At 48.0% G+C, this 19,640-nt stretch carries 18 protein-coding genes; 11 read left to right on the top strand and 7 right to left on the bottom strand.

The window, feature by feature from the left end:
• Positions 1–175: 175 nt before the first annotated feature.
• Positions 176–1,609, bottom strand: coding sequence for a bifunctional metallophosphatase/5'-nucleotidase (locus NQU17_09880; GenBank protein ID UUM10972.1), 1,434 nt, complete (start codon positions 1,607–1,609; stop codon positions 176–178).
• 398 nt (positions 1,610–2,007) lie between these two features.
• On the opposite strand from NQU17_09880, the gene NQU17_09875 reads away from it, so the two are divergent.
• Positions 2,008–3,444 (top strand): multicopper oxidase domain-containing protein, encoded by a 1,437-nt coding sequence (locus NQU17_09875; protein UUM10971.1) that lies wholly within the window; start codon positions 2,008–2,010, stop codon positions 3,442–3,444.
• Between the two features lie 192 nt (positions 3,445–3,636).
• Here the strand turns inward: NQU17_09875 and NQU17_09870 are convergent, their stop codons facing one another.
• Complete coding sequence (locus NQU17_09870) at positions 3,637–4,188, bottom strand: hypothetical protein (protein UUM10970.1); 552 nt, start codon at positions 4,186–4,188, stop codon at positions 3,637–3,639.
• A gap of 246 nt (positions 4,189–4,434) precedes the next feature.
• Here NQU17_09870 and NQU17_09865 point away from each other — a divergent pair, with 246 nt between their 5' ends.
• Positions 4,435–5,280, top strand: a complete 846-nt coding sequence (locus NQU17_09865; protein UUM10969.1) for a hypothetical protein — start codon at positions 4,435–4,437, stop codon at positions 5,278–5,280.
• Positions 5,281–5,394: 114 nt separating this feature from the next.
• Here NQU17_09865 and NQU17_09860 read toward each other — a convergent pair whose 3' ends face one another.
• From NQU17_09860 to NQU17_09845, 4 genes are all read right to left on the bottom strand, one after another.
• Complete coding sequence (locus NQU17_09860) at positions 5,395–6,192, bottom strand: ATP-binding cassette domain-containing protein (GenBank protein ID UUM10968.1); 798 nt, start codon at positions 6,190–6,192, stop codon at positions 5,395–5,397.
• Positions 6,152–7,084, bottom strand: a complete 933-nt coding sequence (locus tag NQU17_09855; protein UUM10967.1) for an ABC transporter permease — start codon at positions 7,082–7,084, stop codon at positions 6,152–6,154. The genes NQU17_09860 and NQU17_09855 overlap by 41 nt, the downstream gene beginning before the upstream one ends.
• 359 nt (positions 7,085–7,443) lie before the next feature.
• On the bottom strand, positions 7,444–8,421 hold the full coding sequence (locus tag NQU17_09850; GenBank protein ID UUM10966.1) for an ABC transporter substrate-binding protein: 978 nt from the start codon (positions 8,419–8,421) through the stop codon (positions 7,444–7,446).
• A gap of 286 nt (positions 8,422–8,707) precedes the next feature.
• Positions 8,708–9,127: a HutP family protein gene (locus NQU17_09845; protein ID UUM10965.1), complete on the bottom strand. Its 420-nt coding sequence runs from the start codon at positions 9,125–9,127 to the stop codon at positions 8,708–8,710.
• A gap of 334 nt (positions 9,128–9,461) precedes the next feature.
• On the opposite strand from NQU17_09845, the gene NQU17_09840 reads away from it, so the two are divergent.
• From NQU17_09840 to NQU17_09825, 4 genes are all read left to right on the top strand, one after another.
• A complete protein-coding gene (locus tag NQU17_09840) occupies positions 9,462–10,043 on the top strand; it encodes a uracil-DNA glycosylase family protein (protein UUM10964.1) in 582 nt (193 codons plus the stop codon).
• Positions 10,044–10,096: 53 nt separating this feature from the next.
• Entirely contained in the window at positions 10,097–10,303 is a 207-nt protein-coding gene (locus tag NQU17_09835) for a hypothetical protein (protein UUM10963.1), read from the top strand.
• Positions 10,304–10,739: 436 nt separating this feature from the next.
• The gene (locus NQU17_09830; protein UUM10962.1) at positions 10,740–11,651 is read left to right on the top strand and encodes a fumarylacetoacetate hydrolase family protein; all 912 of its coding nucleotides are present in this window, start codon (positions 10,740–10,742) and stop codon (positions 11,649–11,651) included.
• A 302-nt stretch (positions 11,652–11,953) separates the two neighbouring features.
• Entirely contained in the window at positions 11,954–12,304 is a 351-nt protein-coding gene (locus NQU17_09825) for an IS110 family transposase (protein ID UUM10961.1), read from the top strand.
• A 305-nt stretch (positions 12,305–12,609) separates the two neighbouring features.
• On the opposite strand, the gene NQU17_09820 is transcribed toward NQU17_09825, so the two are convergent.
• Positions 12,610–13,668, bottom strand: a complete 1,059-nt coding sequence (locus NQU17_09820; GenBank protein UUM10960.1) for a DegT/DnrJ/EryC1/StrS aminotransferase — start codon at positions 13,666–13,668, stop codon at positions 12,610–12,612.
• A gap of 288 nt (positions 13,669–13,956) precedes the next feature.
• On the opposite strand from NQU17_09820, the gene NQU17_09815 reads away from it, so the two are divergent.
• From NQU17_09815 to NQU17_09795, 5 genes are read left to right on the top strand one after another with little or no spacing between them, the layout of a single operon-like run.
• Positions 13,957–14,934: an ABC transporter permease gene (locus NQU17_09815; protein ID UUM10959.1), complete on the top strand. Its 978-nt coding sequence runs from the start codon at positions 13,957–13,959 to the stop codon at positions 14,932–14,934.
• Complete coding sequence (locus NQU17_09810) at positions 14,934–15,854, top strand: ABC transporter permease (GenBank protein ID UUM10958.1); 921 nt, start codon at positions 14,934–14,936, stop codon at positions 15,852–15,854. The genes NQU17_09815 and NQU17_09810 overlap by 1 nt, the downstream gene beginning before the upstream one ends.
• A 10-nt stretch (positions 15,855–15,864) precedes the next feature.
• Positions 15,865–16,848, top strand: a complete 984-nt coding sequence (locus NQU17_09805) for an ABC transporter ATP-binding protein (protein ID UUM10957.1) — start codon at positions 15,865–15,867, stop codon at positions 16,846–16,848.
• The gene (locus tag NQU17_09800) at positions 16,848–17,861 is read left to right on the top strand and encodes an ATP-binding cassette domain-containing protein (protein UUM10956.1); all 1,014 of its coding nucleotides are present in this window, start codon (positions 16,848–16,850) and stop codon (positions 17,859–17,861) included. The genes NQU17_09805 and NQU17_09800 overlap by 1 nt, the downstream gene beginning before the upstream one ends.
• Positions 17,858–19,447: an ABC transporter substrate-binding protein gene (locus tag NQU17_09795; protein UUM10955.1), complete on the top strand. Its 1,590-nt coding sequence runs from the start codon at positions 17,858–17,860 to the stop codon at positions 19,445–19,447. Before NQU17_09800 ends, NQU17_09795 begins: the two co-directional genes overlap by 4 nt.
• Positions 19,448–19,640 lie beyond the last annotated feature (193 nt).

The following is a 19,640-nucleotide window of genomic DNA, read 5'->3' as shown; positions in this document are numbered from 1 at the left end:
AACGAAAGCCCCTGATAACTCAGGGGCTTTAAAAATAGAAAAATGGAACACTTTGTTATTTCATAACATTGATTCAGGCTTTCATGTTGCTGGTGATGTTTGATGAGGTGATTGAAGTTTAATCAGCCTCTGCGGCATCGAAGCTTCAAAAAGGATTCCGGCTATCGGGAAGGATTTAGATGACCACAAACGCTTCTTTCTGGCCATCGTTGAAAGGAGCTTTGGCCAGCAGATCTCGGATCGCCTGTATGGCTGAGATTTCAAGGTTATGTCGGTCAGTTCCGTATTTTTTTGGCACGCCCTGCTGCGTGACGAAGGCTGCCTGATAGATTCTGTCCGGGTCAAAGGGCTCGCCTTCAAGAAACAGTTCCTGGATCCGCTGACCTTTTGGATTCTCCAGTTTGATGTAGGCTTTGAGTCCAAGGGCGCGCTTGAGATAACCGCCCATTTGATCAAAGGAATTTCTGGCATAGGTATGCTCCAGGTTTTCCTCCAGCATATCCCGGATCTCCAGTCCGGTCATTGATACGGCAGACACCGGCGGATCGACCGGAATGATGCGGTACAGATCCTCCATGGTGACGGGTCCCGGCGGAACCGGGACGCCATAGCGCCAACCGTTGGAAAAAGCCAGTCGGGTTCCGGCAGCCTGTGCGATGGCCATGAGGAGGAGATTGTCCATGGGGCTTTCCAGACCAGTGTTGCGATGCAGCATTACCCGGGTTTCTCCGACGACCTCCTGGGCCAGGTGCCGATATGGCTTGCGCTGATCGGCAATGAGATCTTTGATCAACGGGTCTTCAGGGACAGATTCATCCAGTGAAATCAGCTCGTGGTCCAGGCCGACAATGGCTTTTTCTTCAATGGTCAGTTCCAGCCTGCCCACGAAAGAACCATGGGAGCCCGACTGAATGATCCAGGCGTCATTGACCTTTACCGGGTCCTGGATGCGGTTGTGGGTGTGACCGGAGAGGCACAGATCGATTCCCGAAACCTGGCGCAGCACCTCAAGATCCTGAGGATAGCCCAGATGAGACAGGAGCAGGATCAGATCCGCTCCCTGACTTTTGAGCGCCTTGATATAACCGGGCAGCTCATCGATCCCCGTTGTGGTGTAGAGACCTTCGCTGAATTTGGGAGGCATGGTTTTATCGATGATATTTGAGGCCAGTCCAATGATGCCAACCTTCAGGGTTCCTGTCTGACGGATGATCCAGGGTTTCGCAAAGAGCTCATCGGACGCTTTGTAGAAGACATTGCCAGCCAGAATGGGATAGGGTAGGTGTCTTCCGATCTCCAGGAGCCGGTCGGGCCCATAGGCGATGTCCCAGTGGAACGTCATGGCATCAAGGCCGAGCCGTCGAAGGATCGGTATCATGACTTCACCTTCCGTCGTCACTGCTTCATATGTCCCGTGGAGGGTGTCTCCGTTGTCAAAAAACAGCGTTTCGTGGCCGGCTTCTTCCCGAATGCGACGAACCAGACCGCTGATGCGGGCAAAGCCGCCGACTTTCTTCAGAGAAAGTCCGTCGGAACCATAGAAAACTTCCTGATGAGATTCCAGATAACTGTGGGTATCATTGATTTGAAGTATAGTCAGTTGATCCATTGCTTGAACACTCCTTGTTCTTTGCCAGATCGGGGTTCGATCCGGCAGGCGTTTTCTTCATGATAATCGGTTTTTGTTCTCCGGTGTTCCGCATCGGATCATGTTAAGAAAACCTTGAAAATTAGTCATAATTCAACCCAGTCTGTTCAAAAAGCAAAGCTGGACGAATACCGGGTGATCAGAAGGAGTCCGATACTCATAACGAAAGCATGAATTCAAGATAAAATATTGGTGTCCAAAGAGATATGTTTCTCCCTCTCTGCTAGTATGAAGGTGATAAATCAACGGGCGATGGGGGACCTGGATCCATCATCGCAGTCAGCAACATCTGCTTTTAGGACTCCGGTTACCCTGAGTCAGCAGAGGGCAGATCTGATCAGGCGCGGAGGTGACCTGTCATGAAACAAAAAACGATCATCGGGGTGGTGGTACTTGCCGCCATTGTGATTTTGGCACTACTCTGGAATACTCTGAGACCATTCGGCCCGGTGTCTCCGGATACTACTCCCTCAGGAACCCAGCCAACGACAGCTGCCGGCAGCCTGCCGATCCCGACAGTCCTGGAGGATCTGGATCCTTCTTCGGATACGGCCAGATACTCTTTAACGGCACAGCCCGGCAGGATGGTGTTTCTTGCCGGAAAAACCACACCGACCATGGGCTATAACGGATCCTATCTGGGGCCGGTTCTGAAAGTGCGGCGCGGAGAAACAATTCGCATCGATTTTCGCAATGAACTTGCGGAAGCTACTTCGGTCCACTGGCATGGCCTGGAGATCCCAGGGACAGTGGACGGGGGACCGCATCAGCCCATCGCCGCCGGCGGCACCTGGGAGCCGGTCTTTACCATCGATCAACCCGCGTCCACCTTGTGGTTTCACCCCCATGTCATGGGTACCACCGCGACACAGGTCTACGCTGGTCTGGCCGGATTGATTCTGGTGGAGGATGACAATTCCCGGAGTTTGGGTCTGCCGGATGACTACGGGGTTAATGACATCCCGCTCATCGTTCAGGATCGCAGCTTCAACACAAACGGCGCATTCCGCTATGAAGATAATATGATGGATGGCGCCATCGGAGATTATCTGATGGTCAACGGCGCCTTAAATCCCTATCTGGAGGTCCAGCCAATTCGGATGCGGTTTCGCCTGGTTAATGGCGCCAATGCCAGCAATTACCGGTTCAATCTGGCAGATGGCAGGTCCTTTGTTCAGATCGCATCGGATGGAGGTCTTCTGGAAGCACCTGTAGAAATGAAAGAGCTCTTCCTTTCACCTGGTGAACGGGCTGAGATCATCATCGATTTTTCCGGGTATCAGAGTGGTCAGTCTGTGGATTTCAGGACCGGTCGGGATGGATTCATGACTTTCCGCATCAAGGGCGAGGCAACAGATTCCACTCGGATTCCCGAAATCTTGTCTTCCATCGAACCTCTGAATGAAGCTGATGTCACAGCCACCAAGACTATTCGTCTGGATGGGATGGGGCATATGGTCAGCCTCAATGGCCGTCAGTTCGATATGGACCGGATTGACGACGATGTCAAGCTTGGTGACACGGAGATCTGGGAGATCACCGCCAGCCGGCAGATGATGATGGGTTCCTCCGGACATCCGTTTCATATCCATGGCACCCAGTTCCAGATTCTGTCCAGAAACGGACGGACACCGCCTGCCAATGAGCGTGGCTGGAAAGATACGGTATTTGTGGGGACCGGAGAGACCGTCCGACTCATTGTCCGTTTCCGCTTTGCCGGGCTCTACATGTACCATTGTCACATCCTGGAGCACGAGGAGGCGGGGATGATGGGGCAGCTGGAAGTTCATCCGTAAACCCGTCAGATGGGACAGCAGAGCATCCGTGCTGCAGAAAAATTCAGCCAGCAAAAAATGAGCTGTCCAAGATCGATTCGGATCTTTGGCAGCTCATTTATTTGTGGCAGCTCATTAAATATTTGTCAGCTTATTTAATCTTGGGAAGTACATTTGGATAGCGTACAAGGTTCAAGAAGGCGGCGGAGCCACCTATATCGGCAAGGGAGGCAGGTATTTTGAAAAGATCTCGACATATCGGGACCCAAAGGTGATGGATGTGATGCGGGAAAAGGGGATCATTGTCAATTCGCGGTACCAGTTTCCGTCGGCGTCAAATTCTCGGAACAGCACCGACTTTTTATGGACTTCATGGATTCGTCCGATGTGAAATTCAAAGTCTGATTCATTCTTCGAATCATGAGTAATGATGATGTTCTTTCCTTGTTTAGCAAGAGAAGTTAGTGCGGACTGCCAATCGGTGATGGCGATTCTGGGAGGCTGCAGGCAGTCAAGAAGTCCTTCGTTCCGGGCGATCGTCAGACATAGGTCATCTTTGATCTCAACCCGGCGGACATCCTTAAAACGGCGGATACTCCAGCCATCCAGAAGGAAATCGTCTTCCTCGGCACTGAGGAACAGCCGCTTGCTCAGCAGTAGTGGAAAAAAATATCGGTAGTAATCTTCATAGAGCATAAATACACGACAGATCCTCGGCGGATCGACTGACTTTCGTATCCGATTCTTGATTTTTCTTTTTTTCATGGGGATCCTTCCTTGTCAATGAAGACTGGCATCAGGTGTTTTTCATTGTCTTTGGGTCAATTATAATACATATAATCAATCGGAGCCCAGAAAATATATGATTACAGGATTACTAAATCCCTCCAGAAAGGGTATCATGAAGCAATAAGCTGATTAAGGGCAAGCCCCGTGGCGATAGCTGCAGAGCATCGATCAGTCTTTCTGAGTCGGCCGGCAAAGGACGGTCAGCATGAGTCAAGCGTCTGCTTGATTACATTGCAAGGAAGATGCCATTTCGAGCAGTCCCATTCAATAAGTATGGCAATGCATGTCAGAGTCCACCGGGAAAACGGAGCTGGGAACGAAAAAGATATGGATACGAGGGGGATTTTGATGTTGAAAGATCCAATCAACAGGGAATATTTTTACAGCTGCTATAAGATTCAAAAATTTCGACTGCTCTTTGGGTTGTTGTGTTTCTTATTAATGGCTGGTTTTTTTATTTTTCACTCGGAACGATGGATGGTTATAATCGTCTTGGGCCTGGAGGTAACTGGACTTGTTGTACTGATGCAGGGAATGAATTATTACCGGGAGTTTTTTAAATCATATCGCATCTTGAAGAATCATTTTCCGCCGGGTTTTGATGTGTATGATTTAAAGAAGAATGCTGATTTACGACTGCCTGGAATTGAATCCTATGTATACGCTGATCATCTGTTCATGCTCAATAAAAACTGGTTTTATGTCGTCGATCTCAGAGAAACTGCCTGGTTGTTTGTAGATGAAATGTGGTCTCGTTCGTCAGCATTCAACTGTCTCTTCGTAAATACGGTGGACAGGAACAGGGCGCTTTGGATTATCCCGCACCTGTCCAACAAGGAAACCAGGGATGTGGAGAAACTCAAGCCGAATGTCATTTATCTGTTCGCGTATCTGACGGTCCGTTACCCTCACATTGATTTTGGGTACTCGTGGGAGAAAGATCAGGAGTTCCTCAAGGACCACAAAATTAGGCGGATGTTTGAGCGATGGGAGAAGCATGACCAATCCATTCTCTGGTCGGATTTGAGCCGGGAGGTCCAGGATTTCAGATCCATTCTTCTGGAATGATCTTTGCGGGCTTAGCCTACAGGAAGTAAATAGGATGAAACCCTGATCGTCGTTCGAAAGAACGATAATCAGGGTTTCATCCTGCCTGGTTATTTCAGGTGCTTCCTCGAAGGATCACATCCCCAGCACCAGGCGGTCATCCAGGGCATCGCCCTTGGTTTTGAACATGCGGATGACATCTTCGGCGGTCAGTGAGGCTTTTTCCTGACCCCGGATGTCTTCGACTATGGTACCTTCATGCATCATGATGAGACGGTTGCCATATTTCAGGGCGTGCTGCATATTGTGCGTTACCATGAGGCTGGTGAGCTTTTCTTCCCGAATAAGATCATCCGTGACTTTCATGATGAGCTCTGACGTTTTGGGATCCAACGCCGCAGTGTGCTCATCCAGGAGCAGCAGTTTCGGGCGCTTCATGATCGCCATGTACAGCGCTACAGCCTGGCGCTGGCCGCCTGAGAGCAAGCCGATCCGTGTATTCAGCTTGTCCTCCAGTCCCAGTCCAAGGCTCTTCAGATGGTCCCGGTAATCCTGGACGCGTTTCAGATCGATGGCCCGCTTCAGGCTGAAGCTGGATCCTTTGGCGTCGGCCAGGGAAAGGTTCTCCAGCAATGTCATATTCGGTGAGACGGACAGCCGAGGATCCTGATGGACTCGGCCGATGAAAGGGGCTCGCTGATGCGCCTTAAGTCCGGTGATGTCCCGGCCCTCGAGGAGAATCTCGCCCTCATCGGGCAGGTATGCTCCGGAGATTAAGTTGAGCAGGGTTGATTTGCCGGCGCCGTTGGAGCCCAGCAGAGTGATGAAATCCCCCTGTCGGACGGTCAGGTTCAGGCTTCGGATGACTTTATTCTCCAGGGGTGTCTGGGGATTAAACGTGAGTGACAGCTCTCTGAGGTTGAGCACTCTCATCAACTCCTTTCACCCGTGAGGCTTTTTTTGCGCGATGCCGGAACTGGAAGGACCCATAGGAGGATCCCATGGCGATGATGACTGCTACGGCTGTAGCCAGCTTAAAGTCGTTGGGATCAAGGCCGAAACGAAGTACGACAACCAGGATGGCTTTATACAGGATAGCTCCGATAATGGCAATGGTGCTCATGGCCAGATCCAGGCGCTTTAGCAGCGCGGTGCCGATGATGACTGCGGCCAGGGCAGTGACAGCACTTCCGGTTCCCATGCCGACATCGGCGAAGCCCTGGTACTGGGCTGTCAGGGCACCGGACAGGCCAACCAGAAAGTTAGCCAGGGCCAGTCCCAGAATTTTGATGGCATGGCTATCAGCGGCCAGGGATGTCAGGATCTCTTCATTGTCACCTACGGCTCGCAGGAAAAAACCGGTGCGGGTCTTGAAAAATACTTCAAAGCCCAGCCGGATCACGAGGACCACGCTGCATAGGAGCAGCAGCGGAGTCAGATTCGTACCAGCCACCTTCAGCTCGGGCAGATCAAAGACACTGGCCGAATTGAAGAGCGGAATATTGGATTTTCCCATGATGCGAAGATTCACTGAGTAGAGGCCGAACATCACGAGGATTCCCGCCATCAGACCGTTGATTTTCAGTTTGGTATGGATCAGACCGGTGATGGAGCCGCCCAGGGCTCCGGCCGCTGCGGCGATCAAAGTGGCAATCCACGGATTTACTCCGTTCATCAGTAGCAGGCCGGCCACGGCTCCACCCAGAGGATACGTTCCATCCATAGATAGGTCCGCGAAGTTCATGATCTTATAGGTGATGTAGATGCCCATGACCGAGATGGCGAAGAGCAGTCCCTGTTCCAGGATACTGATGAGGATGTTCATGATTGGGCACCCTCCCTTGCCGGGGCATAAGCCGGCAACACCAGTCCCGGTGACGTGGCTGTACTCTTAGTGATGAGCCGCTGGAGTTCGCTATTGTTGTTGCAGGTGCCCGCGAAGTACTCTCCGGTGAGGTGCTGCATGATTATGTTCCTTATTTTTACCATACTACCGTCCTCCTGTTCTTCCTGTCCATCATGTTCCGGATATGGACACCGGTTTTCTTGAGACCGGGACAGTCGACTCGACGGTTGCCCCGGCTTCTTCAGAAGGCAGGAATCCAGCCGGATTCCTGCCAAAGTTTCTTTGATGGATATTAGGGTTAGTCTGCCTCCAGGTGCTGAGCTGGATGACCGAGCGACCTATTTTAAATCTGTCACTTTCTTTGCGTTCTCCAGGATCTCCTGGGGGAAGGTGACGCCAAGGGTCGAAGCCGCTTCCTCGTTGATGACAATGAGCGGGTTCTTCATCGTAGAAATGGGCAGTTCCTGGGGTTTCTTGCCCTGAATGAGCTGGACTGCCATCGATCCGGTTTCCTTGCCCAGCTGGTAGTAATCCAGACCGGCGGAGATCAGCCCTCCGGCTTTGACACCGGCATCTTCTGCGCAGAAGACGGGCACTTTCTGATCATTGGCCATTTTTACAATGAGAGAATAGGCGGATGCCACCGTGTTGTCCGTGGGCGTGTAGAGCACATCGATTTCTTCCAGGGCGGTGGGCAGAACACTGCTCACGTCATTCAGGCTGGTGACGCCGACTTCCCGGATTGTCAGGCCCTTGCCGGCAGCGGCTTCCTTGAGCAGCTTGACCTGAAGGATGGAGTTGGCCTCTGACGTGTTGTAAATAACGCCAATCGTCTTGGCCTGCGGGAGTACTTTGGCCAGAATGTCCAGCTGCGGACCGATGGGCACCCCATCGGAAGTCCCGGTGACATTTGTTTCAGATTTTTCAAAGGATTTGGCGATTCCGGCATCTACCGGATCGGTCACGGCTGTGATAATGACGGGGATTTCTTTTGTCGCGTTGTAGGATGCCTGCGCACTGGGCGTGGCGATCGCGAAGATCAGATCCTTCTTCGAATTGACAAAATCCTGGGAGATTGCCAGCGCCGTGGGCTGCTCGCCCTGAGCGTTCTTGTACTCTACTTTAATATTTTTTCCATCCTCATAACCGGCTTCCTTCAGCGCATCCAGAAATCCCTGTCTTGATGCGTCCAGAGCTGCATGGACCATAAACTGATTGATGCCAATACTGGTCACCTCTGATGTGCTCTTCTGGCACCCGACCATGCCTACCGTTGCAGCCACCAGTCCTGCTGCGAGGATCTTTTTTGCTACCATACTACCGTCCTCCTGAACTTTCGTTCGTTATTAAATTTTGATAATGACATGATTATACCCATTAATTTATTGGATTGCAAATTATATTTGGCGAAGTGTGACAGATTATTATATTAGACTGACATTTCCTGATCGGTATTTTTAAATGGATAATGAAGGAACAGGCGTTGGATTTATTGAATCGTCATTTATGTCGAGAATGTAAACAACTACAAGTTGATTCTCTTAAATCGCATAAAAATGCAGGAGCCTGGGGCTCCTGCACGCGTAGATAGTTCAGAAAAGATTAATGGTTCAGACTGGCAAAGGTGCGGTGACCGATGCCGATGGCAAACTCATTGAGATGGAGCAGTCCGATGCTGACGTAGATACAGACTGCGATATCGTTACCGAGTCGGATCAGACCGATTTTGCCGCCGACATTCAGATTGTTCGAGCGCTCGAGGATTTGGAACAGCGCGTCCCGGGTGGCTCCCATGACTGCCCCTTCCGAAGCGTAGTCCTGCTCAATCAGGCCGGCGCGACGCGACGCAACCAGTGCACTTTCCATGATCTTGGGCAGACTGTTGGCGATATTCCCGCCGATGTTCACCGCGGCTGCCCGACCGCCCATCTCTTCAATTCTGCGGATCATATCCTTTTCTTCTTCACGGGTCGTCAGAGAGAGCCGTACGGCCTCGCGGGGGATTTCCAGACTTGAAATCATGTTTCCACCTCGTTGTTGTTGATATAATTCCATATTACCATACCGGCAACCTCATCAATCTTCAAATATCCTCTGTTATGGGCAAATCATCAGTGGGTTGCAGTGATAATTTCATTGGATCGCAAGCCAGTGACTAAATGACAGGGATCAGAAACCAGGGAAAAACCGGTCCACTCTCCATGAACTGAAGATCCTTTGAACAATATTTTAATGAGATAATGGCCAAACCAAAGAATGATACCATGGGATTAGAACGATCATCAGACTCTGAATCTTCCGGGATTGAAAGGATCGATGAGATCGATTCAGAATTTGATCAAACAGGGGGGGCACCATGTCAACATTTGATGCCATCAAACACCAAATGATGGCTCATAAAGACAATCAGATATTTACCGGCAAAGGGATTGAGCCATTGTTTCAGGCCTCGGAGAACGCCCGCATTGCCATCGTGGGACAGGCCCCCGGACGAAAGGCAGAAGAATCCGGGATGGTCTGGAATGATTTCAGCGGAGACCGTCTGCGAGAGTGGATGGGGCTGTCTCGGGAAGTCTTCTATGAATCGGACCGGATTGCTCACATACCCATGGATTTTTACTATCCGGGAAAAGCGAAATCAGGAGACCTGCCTCCGCGCAAAGGATTTGCCGAAGCATGGCATCCGCAGCTTCTGGAAGCTATGCCCCATCTTGAAACCTTGATCCTCATCGGGAATTATGCGCAAAAATACTATCTGGGAAGCCGAAGGGAGAAAAACCTGACCGAAACGGTCAGGAGCTTTCAACAATATCTGCCGGATTATTTTCCGCTCGTTCATCCTTCCCCCTTAAACGTAGGTTGGTTGTTACGAAATCCGTGGTTTGACAGCGATGTTTTGCCTGTATTGAAGGAAGTGGTGTGGAGCGCTTTGAAGTAGGATGAGGTTCTTGCCTCTGCTGCAGAAACTCATCCTTGTTCATTCTTCAGGCCATGCAGCTGACCATGTTCAGGATCACACCCAACATCGTTCTGTCCGCGTCACCAGTCTCAAAAGAATCCATGTCTGAGGGGATTGATCAGATCAGCACCGTACTGCCGCGGATCTGCTTCATCAATGCCCAGCGCGGATTTCTTGTTAAGGGAACCTGGTTGGATCGGCAAAGGACAGGCAAAGCGAAGGTCCTGATGTTGCCTTGACGGGCATTTTGGGTTGGAAGGGTTCGAGCACCCAGCATCGGGGAACCGAAAAGCACAAGCTTGGGAAATTTCAACTCTCCAGGGAGCTCCAGGATGCACTGTTTTTATAGGATGAGGTAGTTTGGCGGAAGTTCACTGCCTTTGCCGGGCCTGCCTGGTTCGGTTCACAGGAAGATTTAGCAGTATTATTATTCATTTGTAACCGTATTACTATATGGCATTCTCATAATTTTATTAGAATAATTCGAATGAATGAGAGAATAAGGACGATTAAGAAGATGATACAATTAAATCGGGTCATTAATACTTGCCGAACTATGAAAGTGGTAGAGAGAGAATGTTCCCCTCAGCTAAAAATGTTAATATTATATCAAGAAATTTATTATTAGTATAAATTTTATCCAGAAAGTTAATGTATTAACGGGGGAGGACATATATGAAACTCGTTTCTTTTTACACACGAGGTGAAACCCATTTGGGCGTTAGACTGGAACAAGGGATTTTGGACATTAGTGATACACTGAAGTTATTTCCCGAAGAAGGCGTTCCAGGCCAGCTGAGTGAAATCCTTGTAGATGACCGGAAACCGTTGAAACAACTGGCTGATTATGTAGAGAGCATTGGCAGCAAAGGCGTATATGCAGAGGAAGCAGAGATCACTTACGCACCGTGCGTTCCCAAACCCAATAAAATAATTGGGATTGGCTTGAACTACTACAGTTACCTTGATGTCTGCGGTCTGCCAAAACCAGATTTCCCGAGAATCTTCAGCAAGTACTCGGAAACAGCGGCTCCTCATCGGGGAAACGTACTGATACCGGTCAATACCAGGAATCTGGACTATGAAGGGGAACTGGCAGTTATTATCGGAAAAACGGGACGAATGATTGCAGAAGAAGATGCGATGGACTATGTACTGGGTTACTGCAATACCAATGACCTCACCTGCCGGGACTTTCAGAACCTGACGCCATCCTGGCTGCCAGGGAAAACCTGCGATACGTTTGCTCCCATCGGACCTTGGATTGTAACCGCAGATGAGATTTCTGATCCGAATGCATTGAGTCTGAAAACCTGGGTGAACGGGGAATTACGGCAGAGTTCATCAACTGCCGACATGATTTTCAAAGTGCCTGAACTCATCAGTGGAGTATCCAAATTTTTCACGCTGCGACCAGGGGATATCTTTCTCACGGGTACTCCAGCTGGAGTGGTCTGCTGCCAGCCTGATCAAATAAAAGATCAGCTATGGCTGAAGGACGGGGATGTAGTTGAAGTCGAAATCGAGAAGCTGGGTTCGCTTGTTAACTATGTCAGGCTGGAAGAAAACGATCAGGAAGAAGTCTAGTTTATTCCACTATTGATGAGAAACCCATCGTATTCCAATTCTTCCTCCTGGAATATTGTTGTAGTAGCTAATTGGTTTATCGTAACTGCAATTAACTGCCATTATATAAGCGTGCAGAGAGAGTATCGCCGCAAAATTCCTTGAGGTTCTTCCTCGTTGAGGAGAGTGGCGCCTCACCTCTTGCGGCAGTTCATGAATGAGCAGATGTTGAGACCTATGGGCCTTCTCCGTTTGTCCAAGGAGGTTGTGAGCCGCCGGAGCGTGTGGGTTCACCCTGTAAATCTTGGTTAGAGAGGTGTTCTATGTACTATATGGGCATTGACATCGGCAAGAATAACCATGAAGTAGGTTTCATCAGGGAGGATGGTAGCCATATGGGCAAGTCTCTGTGCTTCACAAACACCCAGGAGGGCTTTGAGAAACTCATTCAGTTGATTAAGGATCGACTCCCGCAGGATGAAACCTTCTGCATCGGGATGGAAGCCACCGGCCATTACTGGCTGGCGCTTTTCTCATTCCTGCATGAACAAGGCAATATTCTGCACGTGATCTATCCGACAGCTTTCGAATCTTCCACATCCATCAACAGAAGTCTGATGCCAAATCATCCTTATGGACGGGATGCTAACGAGGCTATTCGGATGCGAAGTTAGTTTAGAGGACAACCTAAATAAGAACAGTACTTCGTAAGGCTCAGAGGAAGTAGAAGCGGATTTATACCGGTGAATGAATAATATATAAATGTTATAAGTTTGAGTTGAATGGTAATAAGAAAAAAACCTCAAACCCTTGGTAATCCAAGGGTTTGAGGTTTTTAACGGGGGATCTTATTCGGACTGGATGCTGCAATGGTTTTTATCGTGTGATCAAGACGAGATACTATTTTCTTCCCATTTATGGGAAAGAAAGTTTTAGAGAACCTGGTTTATTCCGGATTCCGATGTTTTCCGTAAGGAACCTAAGGTGTAATTAGCTTTTTTGTTTGAAAAAATTCTGCGATTTTCTCGAAGATTATGTCCATTTCCGGGAAAGAATACCTCTGGTCGATGGGAAGGGAAAGAATATTACTGAAGATGTATTCTGCCTGAAATGTCTGGTTTTTTGGTATTGAAGGCCCTGTCGGCCAGTACACGGTGGTCTTGATCTCATTTTCTCTCAGAAAAATCTTTAGCTCATCTCTGTATTTCGAGTAAATCGACAAGTGAGAAGGCGTTACTCCGGGAACCAGCTCGGGGAAGACCAGCTCGATATCCTTCAGTGTTTTTAGCTTCGAGGTCAGATAGCTGAAGTTTTCTCTTCTTTTTTTGACGACATTCGGAGTGTTGAAACCAGTGATGACCTGAATGGACTCCCGGTCGCTCTCCTGATTTTCAAAAATTTCTCTCAGAAGCAGTTCGCCGTTCCAGAACACCTGGTCGGTAGCATCCAAAGACTGATTTTCAGATGCCATCTGAAGAGCCTGCCGCCTCAGCAAAAGATGTTTTTCATGTTGCGGGATCGGATTCGCCGTGAACGGACCATTTTTTTTAATCGCAATTCCTCCCGAAGCTACTCCGATCCATTTTCTGAAACTGCCGGCGATGTAATCCGCGGAAGGCGAATATGGTTCGTCATTCAATAAAGTGTGAGTTATATCCTGCATAACACAGTGTCCGTTACGCTTCACTGTCTGCACATCACTTTCCGAATATGTGAGAAACCCGTAATATCCGGTGAAAAGAACGATGGGAGAAGACTTCAGCAGATCACGGTCAAAGATCGGTTTCAGCTTTCTATCTACATCATAAAAACTCAATTCAAAGCCTAGCTGCTCAAACGGAGCCAGGACAGTCTCGCAGGTATAGACGGGTACATAAGCTCTTTTTACTCCTCCCTTTACTAGGTTATCCCGCAGACACTGGCTGATGGCGCAGCGCCCGGACATCAAAAACCGGATGTCACCGTCCTTTTTCAACTGATCCACCAACATGTTATCCTGAAAAACTTTATTTTCTACTTTAAAAATTCCACCAACCATCCGAAAAATCTCCTCTTCCGCACTTGGGATTTAAATGTGTATCCACTAACCGATGATTTCAGATTGTCTATTGTTGAAAATTTCGTTAGTTGGATAGCAATCTGTATATCGGAGTGTAAAAAATTTACACATCTCCTTTATTATACATAAAAATTAATCATTTTTTTAGTTTTCACTTTAAAAATAATGAATGATTACAAATCGTACGCAAATTGATGTATACATAATTATTTGAGGTATAGATTGTGATACAATCGGTTATATCAAAGAAATTTGGGGGAATTGGAAATGCACAAGTACATATTTCGACGGTTACTCATGATGATTCCTGTGCTTTTAGGAGTGACGTTTATCGTCTACTTTATTTTATCTATGACACCAGGCGATCCGGCTTCAATAATTCTAGGTGATGGAGCGACCGAATCCAGTATTGAGGCAATGAGAGAGCAATTAGGTCTGAATCAGCCAATTTTCATCAGATACTTTCAATTTTTATTCAATGCTTTAAAAGGTGACCTTGGATTTTCCTATCGAAATCATCTTGCAGTATTGCCTATGGTACTGGAACGATTTCCAGCAACCATGATTCTTGCCTTAGCTAGCATCGCACTGGCTCTGGCGGTTGGAATACCGGTGGGAATCATTTCCGCCAAGAAACAGTATTCCGCCATGGACTACTCCGCAACCCTTCTGACAATGCTGGGGGTTTCCATGCCTACCTTCTGGCTGGGACTCATCCTGGTAATGATTTTTTCACTCAATCTGGGGTGGTTGCCCTCTCAGGGGATGGGCAAGGGATTTGTTCCTCTGATAAAAAGCCTGATATTGCCAGCATTCACTTTGTGTACCCATAATGCGGCGACCATCGCCAGAATGACCAGATCCTCGATGCTGGATGTAATTAATCAGGATTACATAGCAACTGCGCGATCCAAGGGTATTATGGAAGCTCAGGTCACTACCCGCCACATGCTGCGTAACGCTTTGATTCCCATCGTGACTTCGGTTGGTCTTCAGTTTGGAGTGCTGTTGGGTGGAGCGATGCTTACAGAAACAGTTTTTTCATGGCCTGGTCTTGGAAGATTGATGGTTGAATCCATTAAGTCCAAGGATATTCCCATAGTTCTGGGCTGTGTCATTTTCATGGCAGTAACCTTTTCTCTCGTAAATCTTCTGGTGGATATAGTTTATGCATTTGTGGATCCGAGAATCAAATCACAATTCCAAAAAGTTCAGATTAGAAAGGTATCCAAGGTGAATCAATAATGGCAGAAATTGATATGAATTATACCAATACAAAAGTCGCTGCACAGAAAAAACAAAGGTCACTCTGGCAGGAAGCCTGGAGAAGGTTCCTTAAAAACAAGCTGGCTGTTATTTCAATGATCTTCCTTCTGATTTTGGTTCTTTTGGCGTTCGCCACCATCATCATTGATTTTGCTACGGACAATAAATTTTATCAGCAGAATGTTGTAAATCAGAACTTAAGGCTTCGACTGAAATCACCCAGCGGCGAGCACATCTTCGGATTGGATGAATTCGGCAGAGACATGTTTTTGAGAATCATCTGGGGAGTAAGATATTCTCTGTTCATGAGTGTGATTTCAATTTTATTCAGTGTCCTGGTAGGAGGCTTCTTAGGAGCAATTGCAGGATATTACGGAAAAAGAACAGACAATATCATTATGAGAGCTATGGATATCCTCCTGGCCATCCCTCCCATGCTTCTGGCGACCGCCATTGTGGCAGCGCTGGGAACGAGTCTGGTTAACGTTTTGATCGCTATCGCCATATCCACAGTTCCAACCTTCGCGCGAATCGTTCGGGCGGCAATCCTCACCATCAAGGACCAGGAGTTCATTGAAGCTGCCACTGCACTGGGCGCGACCGACTTCAGAAAAATCGTGAAATACATCATTCCCAACGCCATGTCTCCCATTATTGTTCAGGCAACCATGGGTACTGCCGGTGCGCTGCTGAACATTGCGGGACTTTCCTTCCTTGGTCTAGGAATTCAGCCCCCGACACCCGAATGGGGAACCATGCTGTCCAATGCCAGAACCTATATGAGGGATGCTTGGCACATCACCGTGATACCCGGACTTGCCATTATGCTCACCATCCTTTCACTGAATCTGATGGGTGACGGTCTCAGGGATGCTCTTGACCCCAAAATGAAGAAGTGAGGTAGCTAAATTGAGTGAATTACTGGAAGTTAAAAACCTTGTCATAGAGTACAGAACCGATGATGGTGTCGTACACGCCCTCAATGATGTAAGTTTTAGCATCGGTGAAGGCAAAACACTGGGACTGGTCGGAGAGACAGGAGCCGGAAAGACCACACTGGCAAAGGGGATCATCCGACTGATTCAGTCTCCTCCGGGCAAAATTGTGCAGGGCCAGGTACTTTATAATGGCAAAGATCTGATTGGGATGACCGATGTGGAAATCCGCGGAATCAGAGGATTCGATATATCAATGATATTTCAGGACCCCATGACGTCCTTGAATCCGGTTATGACTGTAGGAAAGCAGATTCAGGAGGTTATTGACGCCCATAACAAGCTATCTCCCGAGGAATCCTGGAAAAAAGTCCTGGAAAGTCTGGAACTTGTAGGAATCCCGGCCGAAAGAGCCAATAACTATCCTCATCAATTCTCCGGAGGAATGAAGCAGAGGGTTATCATCGCAATTGCTCTTGCCTGCAAACCAAAACTGCTGATCGCTGATGAACCGACGACAGCTCTGGACGTCACCATTCAGGCACAGGTTCTGCGGATGATCACCGATCTGAAAAAGAAACTGAATACAGCCATGCTGCTTATCACACATGATCTAGGGGTAGTAGCTCAGAACTGCGATGATGTTGCTGTCATCTACGCGGGTGAAATTGTCGAGTACGGATCAGTCCGGGAGATATTCCATGAGATGAAGCACCCCTATACTCTGGGGCTCATGGCCTCCATCCCGTCGCTGGAAAAAAAGGTGAACAGGCTTCAATCAATCAGTGGACTTATGCCGGATCCTTCCAATCTACCGGCGGGATGTAAATTCGCAGCAAGGTGTCCATATAAAACAGATATCTGCGAGACAAAGCTCCCGGACCTGGAAACCATTTCGGAGCGACATGACGTAAGGTGTCATCATTGGGCTGAAATTGCCGGAGGGAGGAAATGGTGATGGAGAATAGTTCAACAATTGATAAAAATGTGCCGATTCTCGAAGTCAGGGATCTTAAGAAATATTTTGAAACAACATCCGGGATGCTTCATGCGGTGGATGGTGTAAGCTTCAAAGTCTATCGGGGAAAAACACTCGGAGTGGTTGGAGAATCCGGCTGCGGCAAATCAACCATGGGAAGAGCGATTCTGAGACTGCATGAACCTACTTCTGGGGAAGTACTGTTTGATGGGGAGGATATTCTTGCTTTATCCTCGGATCTGATGAAAAAGAAAAGACGGGATATGCAGATCATTTTCCAGGATCCCTTTGCATCGCTGAATCCCAGAATGACAATATATGAGACCCTTGCAGAACCGCTGCTCATTCAGAAAGTATTCAAGAAAAATGAAGTGGACAAAATCAAGGCTGAAGTCCTGAAGCTAATGGAGCTGGTTGGACTGGCGGAACGCCTGATCAATTCCTATCCCCATGAACTGGATGGGGGCAGGAGACAGAGAATAGGAATCGCGCGAGCTCTGGCTCTCAAGCCAAAGCTGATTGTGTGCGATGAGCCTGTTTCGGCTTTGGACGTATCGATTCAGGCCCAGATTCTTAACCTGTTGCAGGACATCCAGGAAAAACTGGGACTGACGCTGATTTTTATTACTCACGATCTTTCGGTAGTGAAGCATTTATCTGATGAAATCGCCGTAATGTACCTGGGGATGATGGTGGAAAAATGCAAGGCCGACGAATTGTTCCGGAATCCGCTTCACCCATATACCAAAGCGCTTCTGTCCGCAATTCCGATTCCGAATCCGGATCTTCCGGTTAACCAGATCACCTTGAAGGGAGAACTGACATCACCCATCGAACCGGAGCCAGGATGCCGATTCGCCAAACGCTGCCTTTACGCAAAACCAGAATGCACCGGCAGAGATTTTAAGCTTAAGGAAGTCGGGCAAGACCATTTTGTAGCATGTATTTTATATGAAAATACAAATGATGATCATCAGGAGGGAAAGAAATGAAAAAGAAGATTAATATTCTTGTAGGACTGGTTATGACAGCAAGCATGGTGGTAACAGCTTGCACATCAACTTCAACATCGACGACAGCGAGTGGAACTCAAGGGGGAAGCACTACTCAGGCGGGCAACACTACCCAGGCAGGAGTAGCTACGGATACCATAACCTGGGGGCAGGGATCCGACGTCACTTCATTTGACCCGCACACGGGCAAGGAAACCTATGCGGTTCAGGTAACAAACCACATCTTCGACACACTGACACAACTAGATGAAACCGGAAAAGTAGTGGGGCAGATCGCCGAATCCTGGACACAGCCGGATAACGTAACAACCATATTTAAAATCAGAAAAGGAATCAAATTCCATGACGGCACCGAGCTTACTGCGGAAGATGTCAAATATTCCTTGGATCGAGCTATTGCATCTGCCGCAGTTTCTTATATCGTCAACTTCATTGACACCGTCAAGGTAGATGATCCTTACACCGTTACGGTAAAAACCAAAGAGGCTTATGCACCGATTCTGAGAAACCTTGCTGTGCCATTTTCCGCCATCATTCCGAAAGCTTATGCAGAAAAAATGAAGAACGAAGGAAAAGAGTTCGCGACGAAACCCATTGGTTCCGGCCCATATAAGCTGGTTGAATGGAAACAGGGAGATTCCACAAAACTAGAACGTTTTGATGAATATTATGCAGGTCCGGCTAAAACAAAGAACTTGGTAATGAAAGTCATTCCGGAAGCGGCTCAGAGAACCATAGCACTGGAAACCGGAGAATTAGACCTGGTTTACGATGTTCAGGCTAATGACGTACAGAAGATCAAGGACAATTCCAATCTGGTTTATTATGAGGCGGATCCACTGACCTGTTTCTACCTCGCGTTTAATACGAAAAAAGCACCTTTTGACAATAAGCTTGTCCGTCAGGCCATCCGCCATGCGATTGACTCTCAGACCATCATCGATACCATCCTTTACGGCAACGGAATTCCCGCAGGGGATCTCATAGCTCCCAAAGTATTCGGATATGCCGACGATGCATCGTATTCCTATGATCCGGAACTGGCGAAAAAACTCCTTGCCGATGCAGGCTATGCCAACGGAATCAACATAAAGCTTTCAGTCAATGACGCACAGATCCGGGTGGAAGTATCTCAGGCCATTGCTGCCATGCTGCAGCAGGTGGGAATCAACTGTGAAGTAGAAGTAACTGAATTCGGAAAGTTCATTGATAGCACCTCCAATGGTGAACATGACATGGCTTATATGGGATGGATAACTTCAACGCTTGATGCCGATTACACCTACTTCTCCCTTGCACACTCCACACAAGCTGGAAGAGCTGGCAACAGATCCTTCTTCAACAATTCACAGGCGGATGAGCTGATTAACAAGGGCCGGTATACCATAGATGAAGCTCAGAGAAAACAGTTCTACGCACAGCTTGAAGACATCCTTCAAGAAGAATCTCCCTACGGACCTGTTTTCTACACTGCAATTACAGTTGGAGCCAGCAAGCAGATTCAAGGATTTGTTCCGGATCCCATCGGTTATCACAAACTTGAGAACGTAACGGTCGCAAAATAACAATATTACAGACCACAGGAACTTTGACAGATAATATCCGGAAAACTGCTGTGTCAGCCTCAAATCCGACGTGGCAGTTTTCCCGGACATTATGTTAGAAATTTGATAAAACCGGATCGAGCGAATCCGATGACTGAATAATAATATTTTGTTATGAATGTAATTTTTATATAAATCTTTAATTTTCATGAAA

It is taken from the genome of Clostridiaceae bacterium HFYG-1003, assembly GCA_024579835.1.
Lineage (GTDB): Bacteria > Bacillota > Clostridia > Clostridiales > Clostridiaceae > JG1575.
The sequence above is the reverse complement of the archived record's forward strand: the minus strand, read 5'-3'. Positions and strand labels throughout refer to the sequence as shown.

Coding starts and splice junctions, on each gene's coding strand:
- NQU17_09845 (UUM10965.1), bottom strand. CDS start 9,127: ATGATTTCAAGTCTGGAAATCCCCCGCGAGGCCGTACGGCTCTCTCTG.
- NQU17_09860 (UUM10968.1), bottom strand. CDS start 6,192: ATGAGAGTGCTCAACCTCAGAGAGCTGTCACTCACGTTTAATCCCCAG.
- NQU17_09840 (UUM10964.1), top strand. CDS start 9,462: ATGTCAACATTTGATGCCATCAAACACCAAATGATGGCTCATAAAGAC.
- NQU17_09870 (UUM10970.1), bottom strand. CDS start 4,188: ATGAAAAAAAGAAAAATCAAGAATCGGATACGAAAGTCAGTCGATCCG.
- NQU17_09855 (UUM10967.1), bottom strand. CDS start 7,084: ATGAACATCCTCATCAGTATCCTGGAACAGGGACTGCTCTTCGCCATC.
- NQU17_09800 (UUM10956.1), top strand. CDS start 16,848: ATGGAGAATAGTTCAACAATTGATAAAAATGTGCCGATTCTCGAAGTC.
- NQU17_09825 (UUM10961.1), top strand. CDS start 11,954: ATGTACTATATGGGCATTGACATCGGCAAGAATAACCATGAAGTAGGT.
- NQU17_09795 (UUM10955.1), top strand. CDS start 17,858: ATGAAAAAGAAGATTAATATTCTTGTAGGACTGGTTATGACAGCAAGC.
- NQU17_09850 (UUM10966.1), bottom strand. CDS start 8,421: ATGGTAGCAAAAAAGATCCTCGCAGCAGGACTGGTGGCTGCAACGGTA.
- NQU17_09820 (UUM10960.1), bottom strand. CDS start 13,668: ATGGTTGGTGGAATTTTTAAAGTAGAAAATAAAGTTTTTCAGGATAAC.
- NQU17_09830 (UUM10962.1), top strand. CDS start 10,740: ATGAAACTCGTTTCTTTTTACACACGAGGTGAAACCCATTTGGGCGTT.
- NQU17_09875 (UUM10971.1), top strand. CDS start 2,008: ATGAAACAAAAAACGATCATCGGGGTGGTGGTACTTGCCGCCATTGTG.
- NQU17_09835 (UUM10963.1), top strand. CDS start 10,097: ATGCAGCTGACCATGTTCAGGATCACACCCAACATCGTTCTGTCCGCG.
- NQU17_09880 (UUM10972.1), bottom strand. CDS start 1,609: ATGGATCAACTGACTATACTTCAAATCAATGATACCCACAGTTATCTG.
- NQU17_09815 (UUM10959.1), top strand. CDS start 13,957: ATGCACAAGTACATATTTCGACGGTTACTCATGATGATTCCTGTGCTT.
- NQU17_09810 (UUM10958.1), top strand. CDS start 14,934: ATGGCAGAAATTGATATGAATTATACCAATACAAAAGTCGCTGCACAG.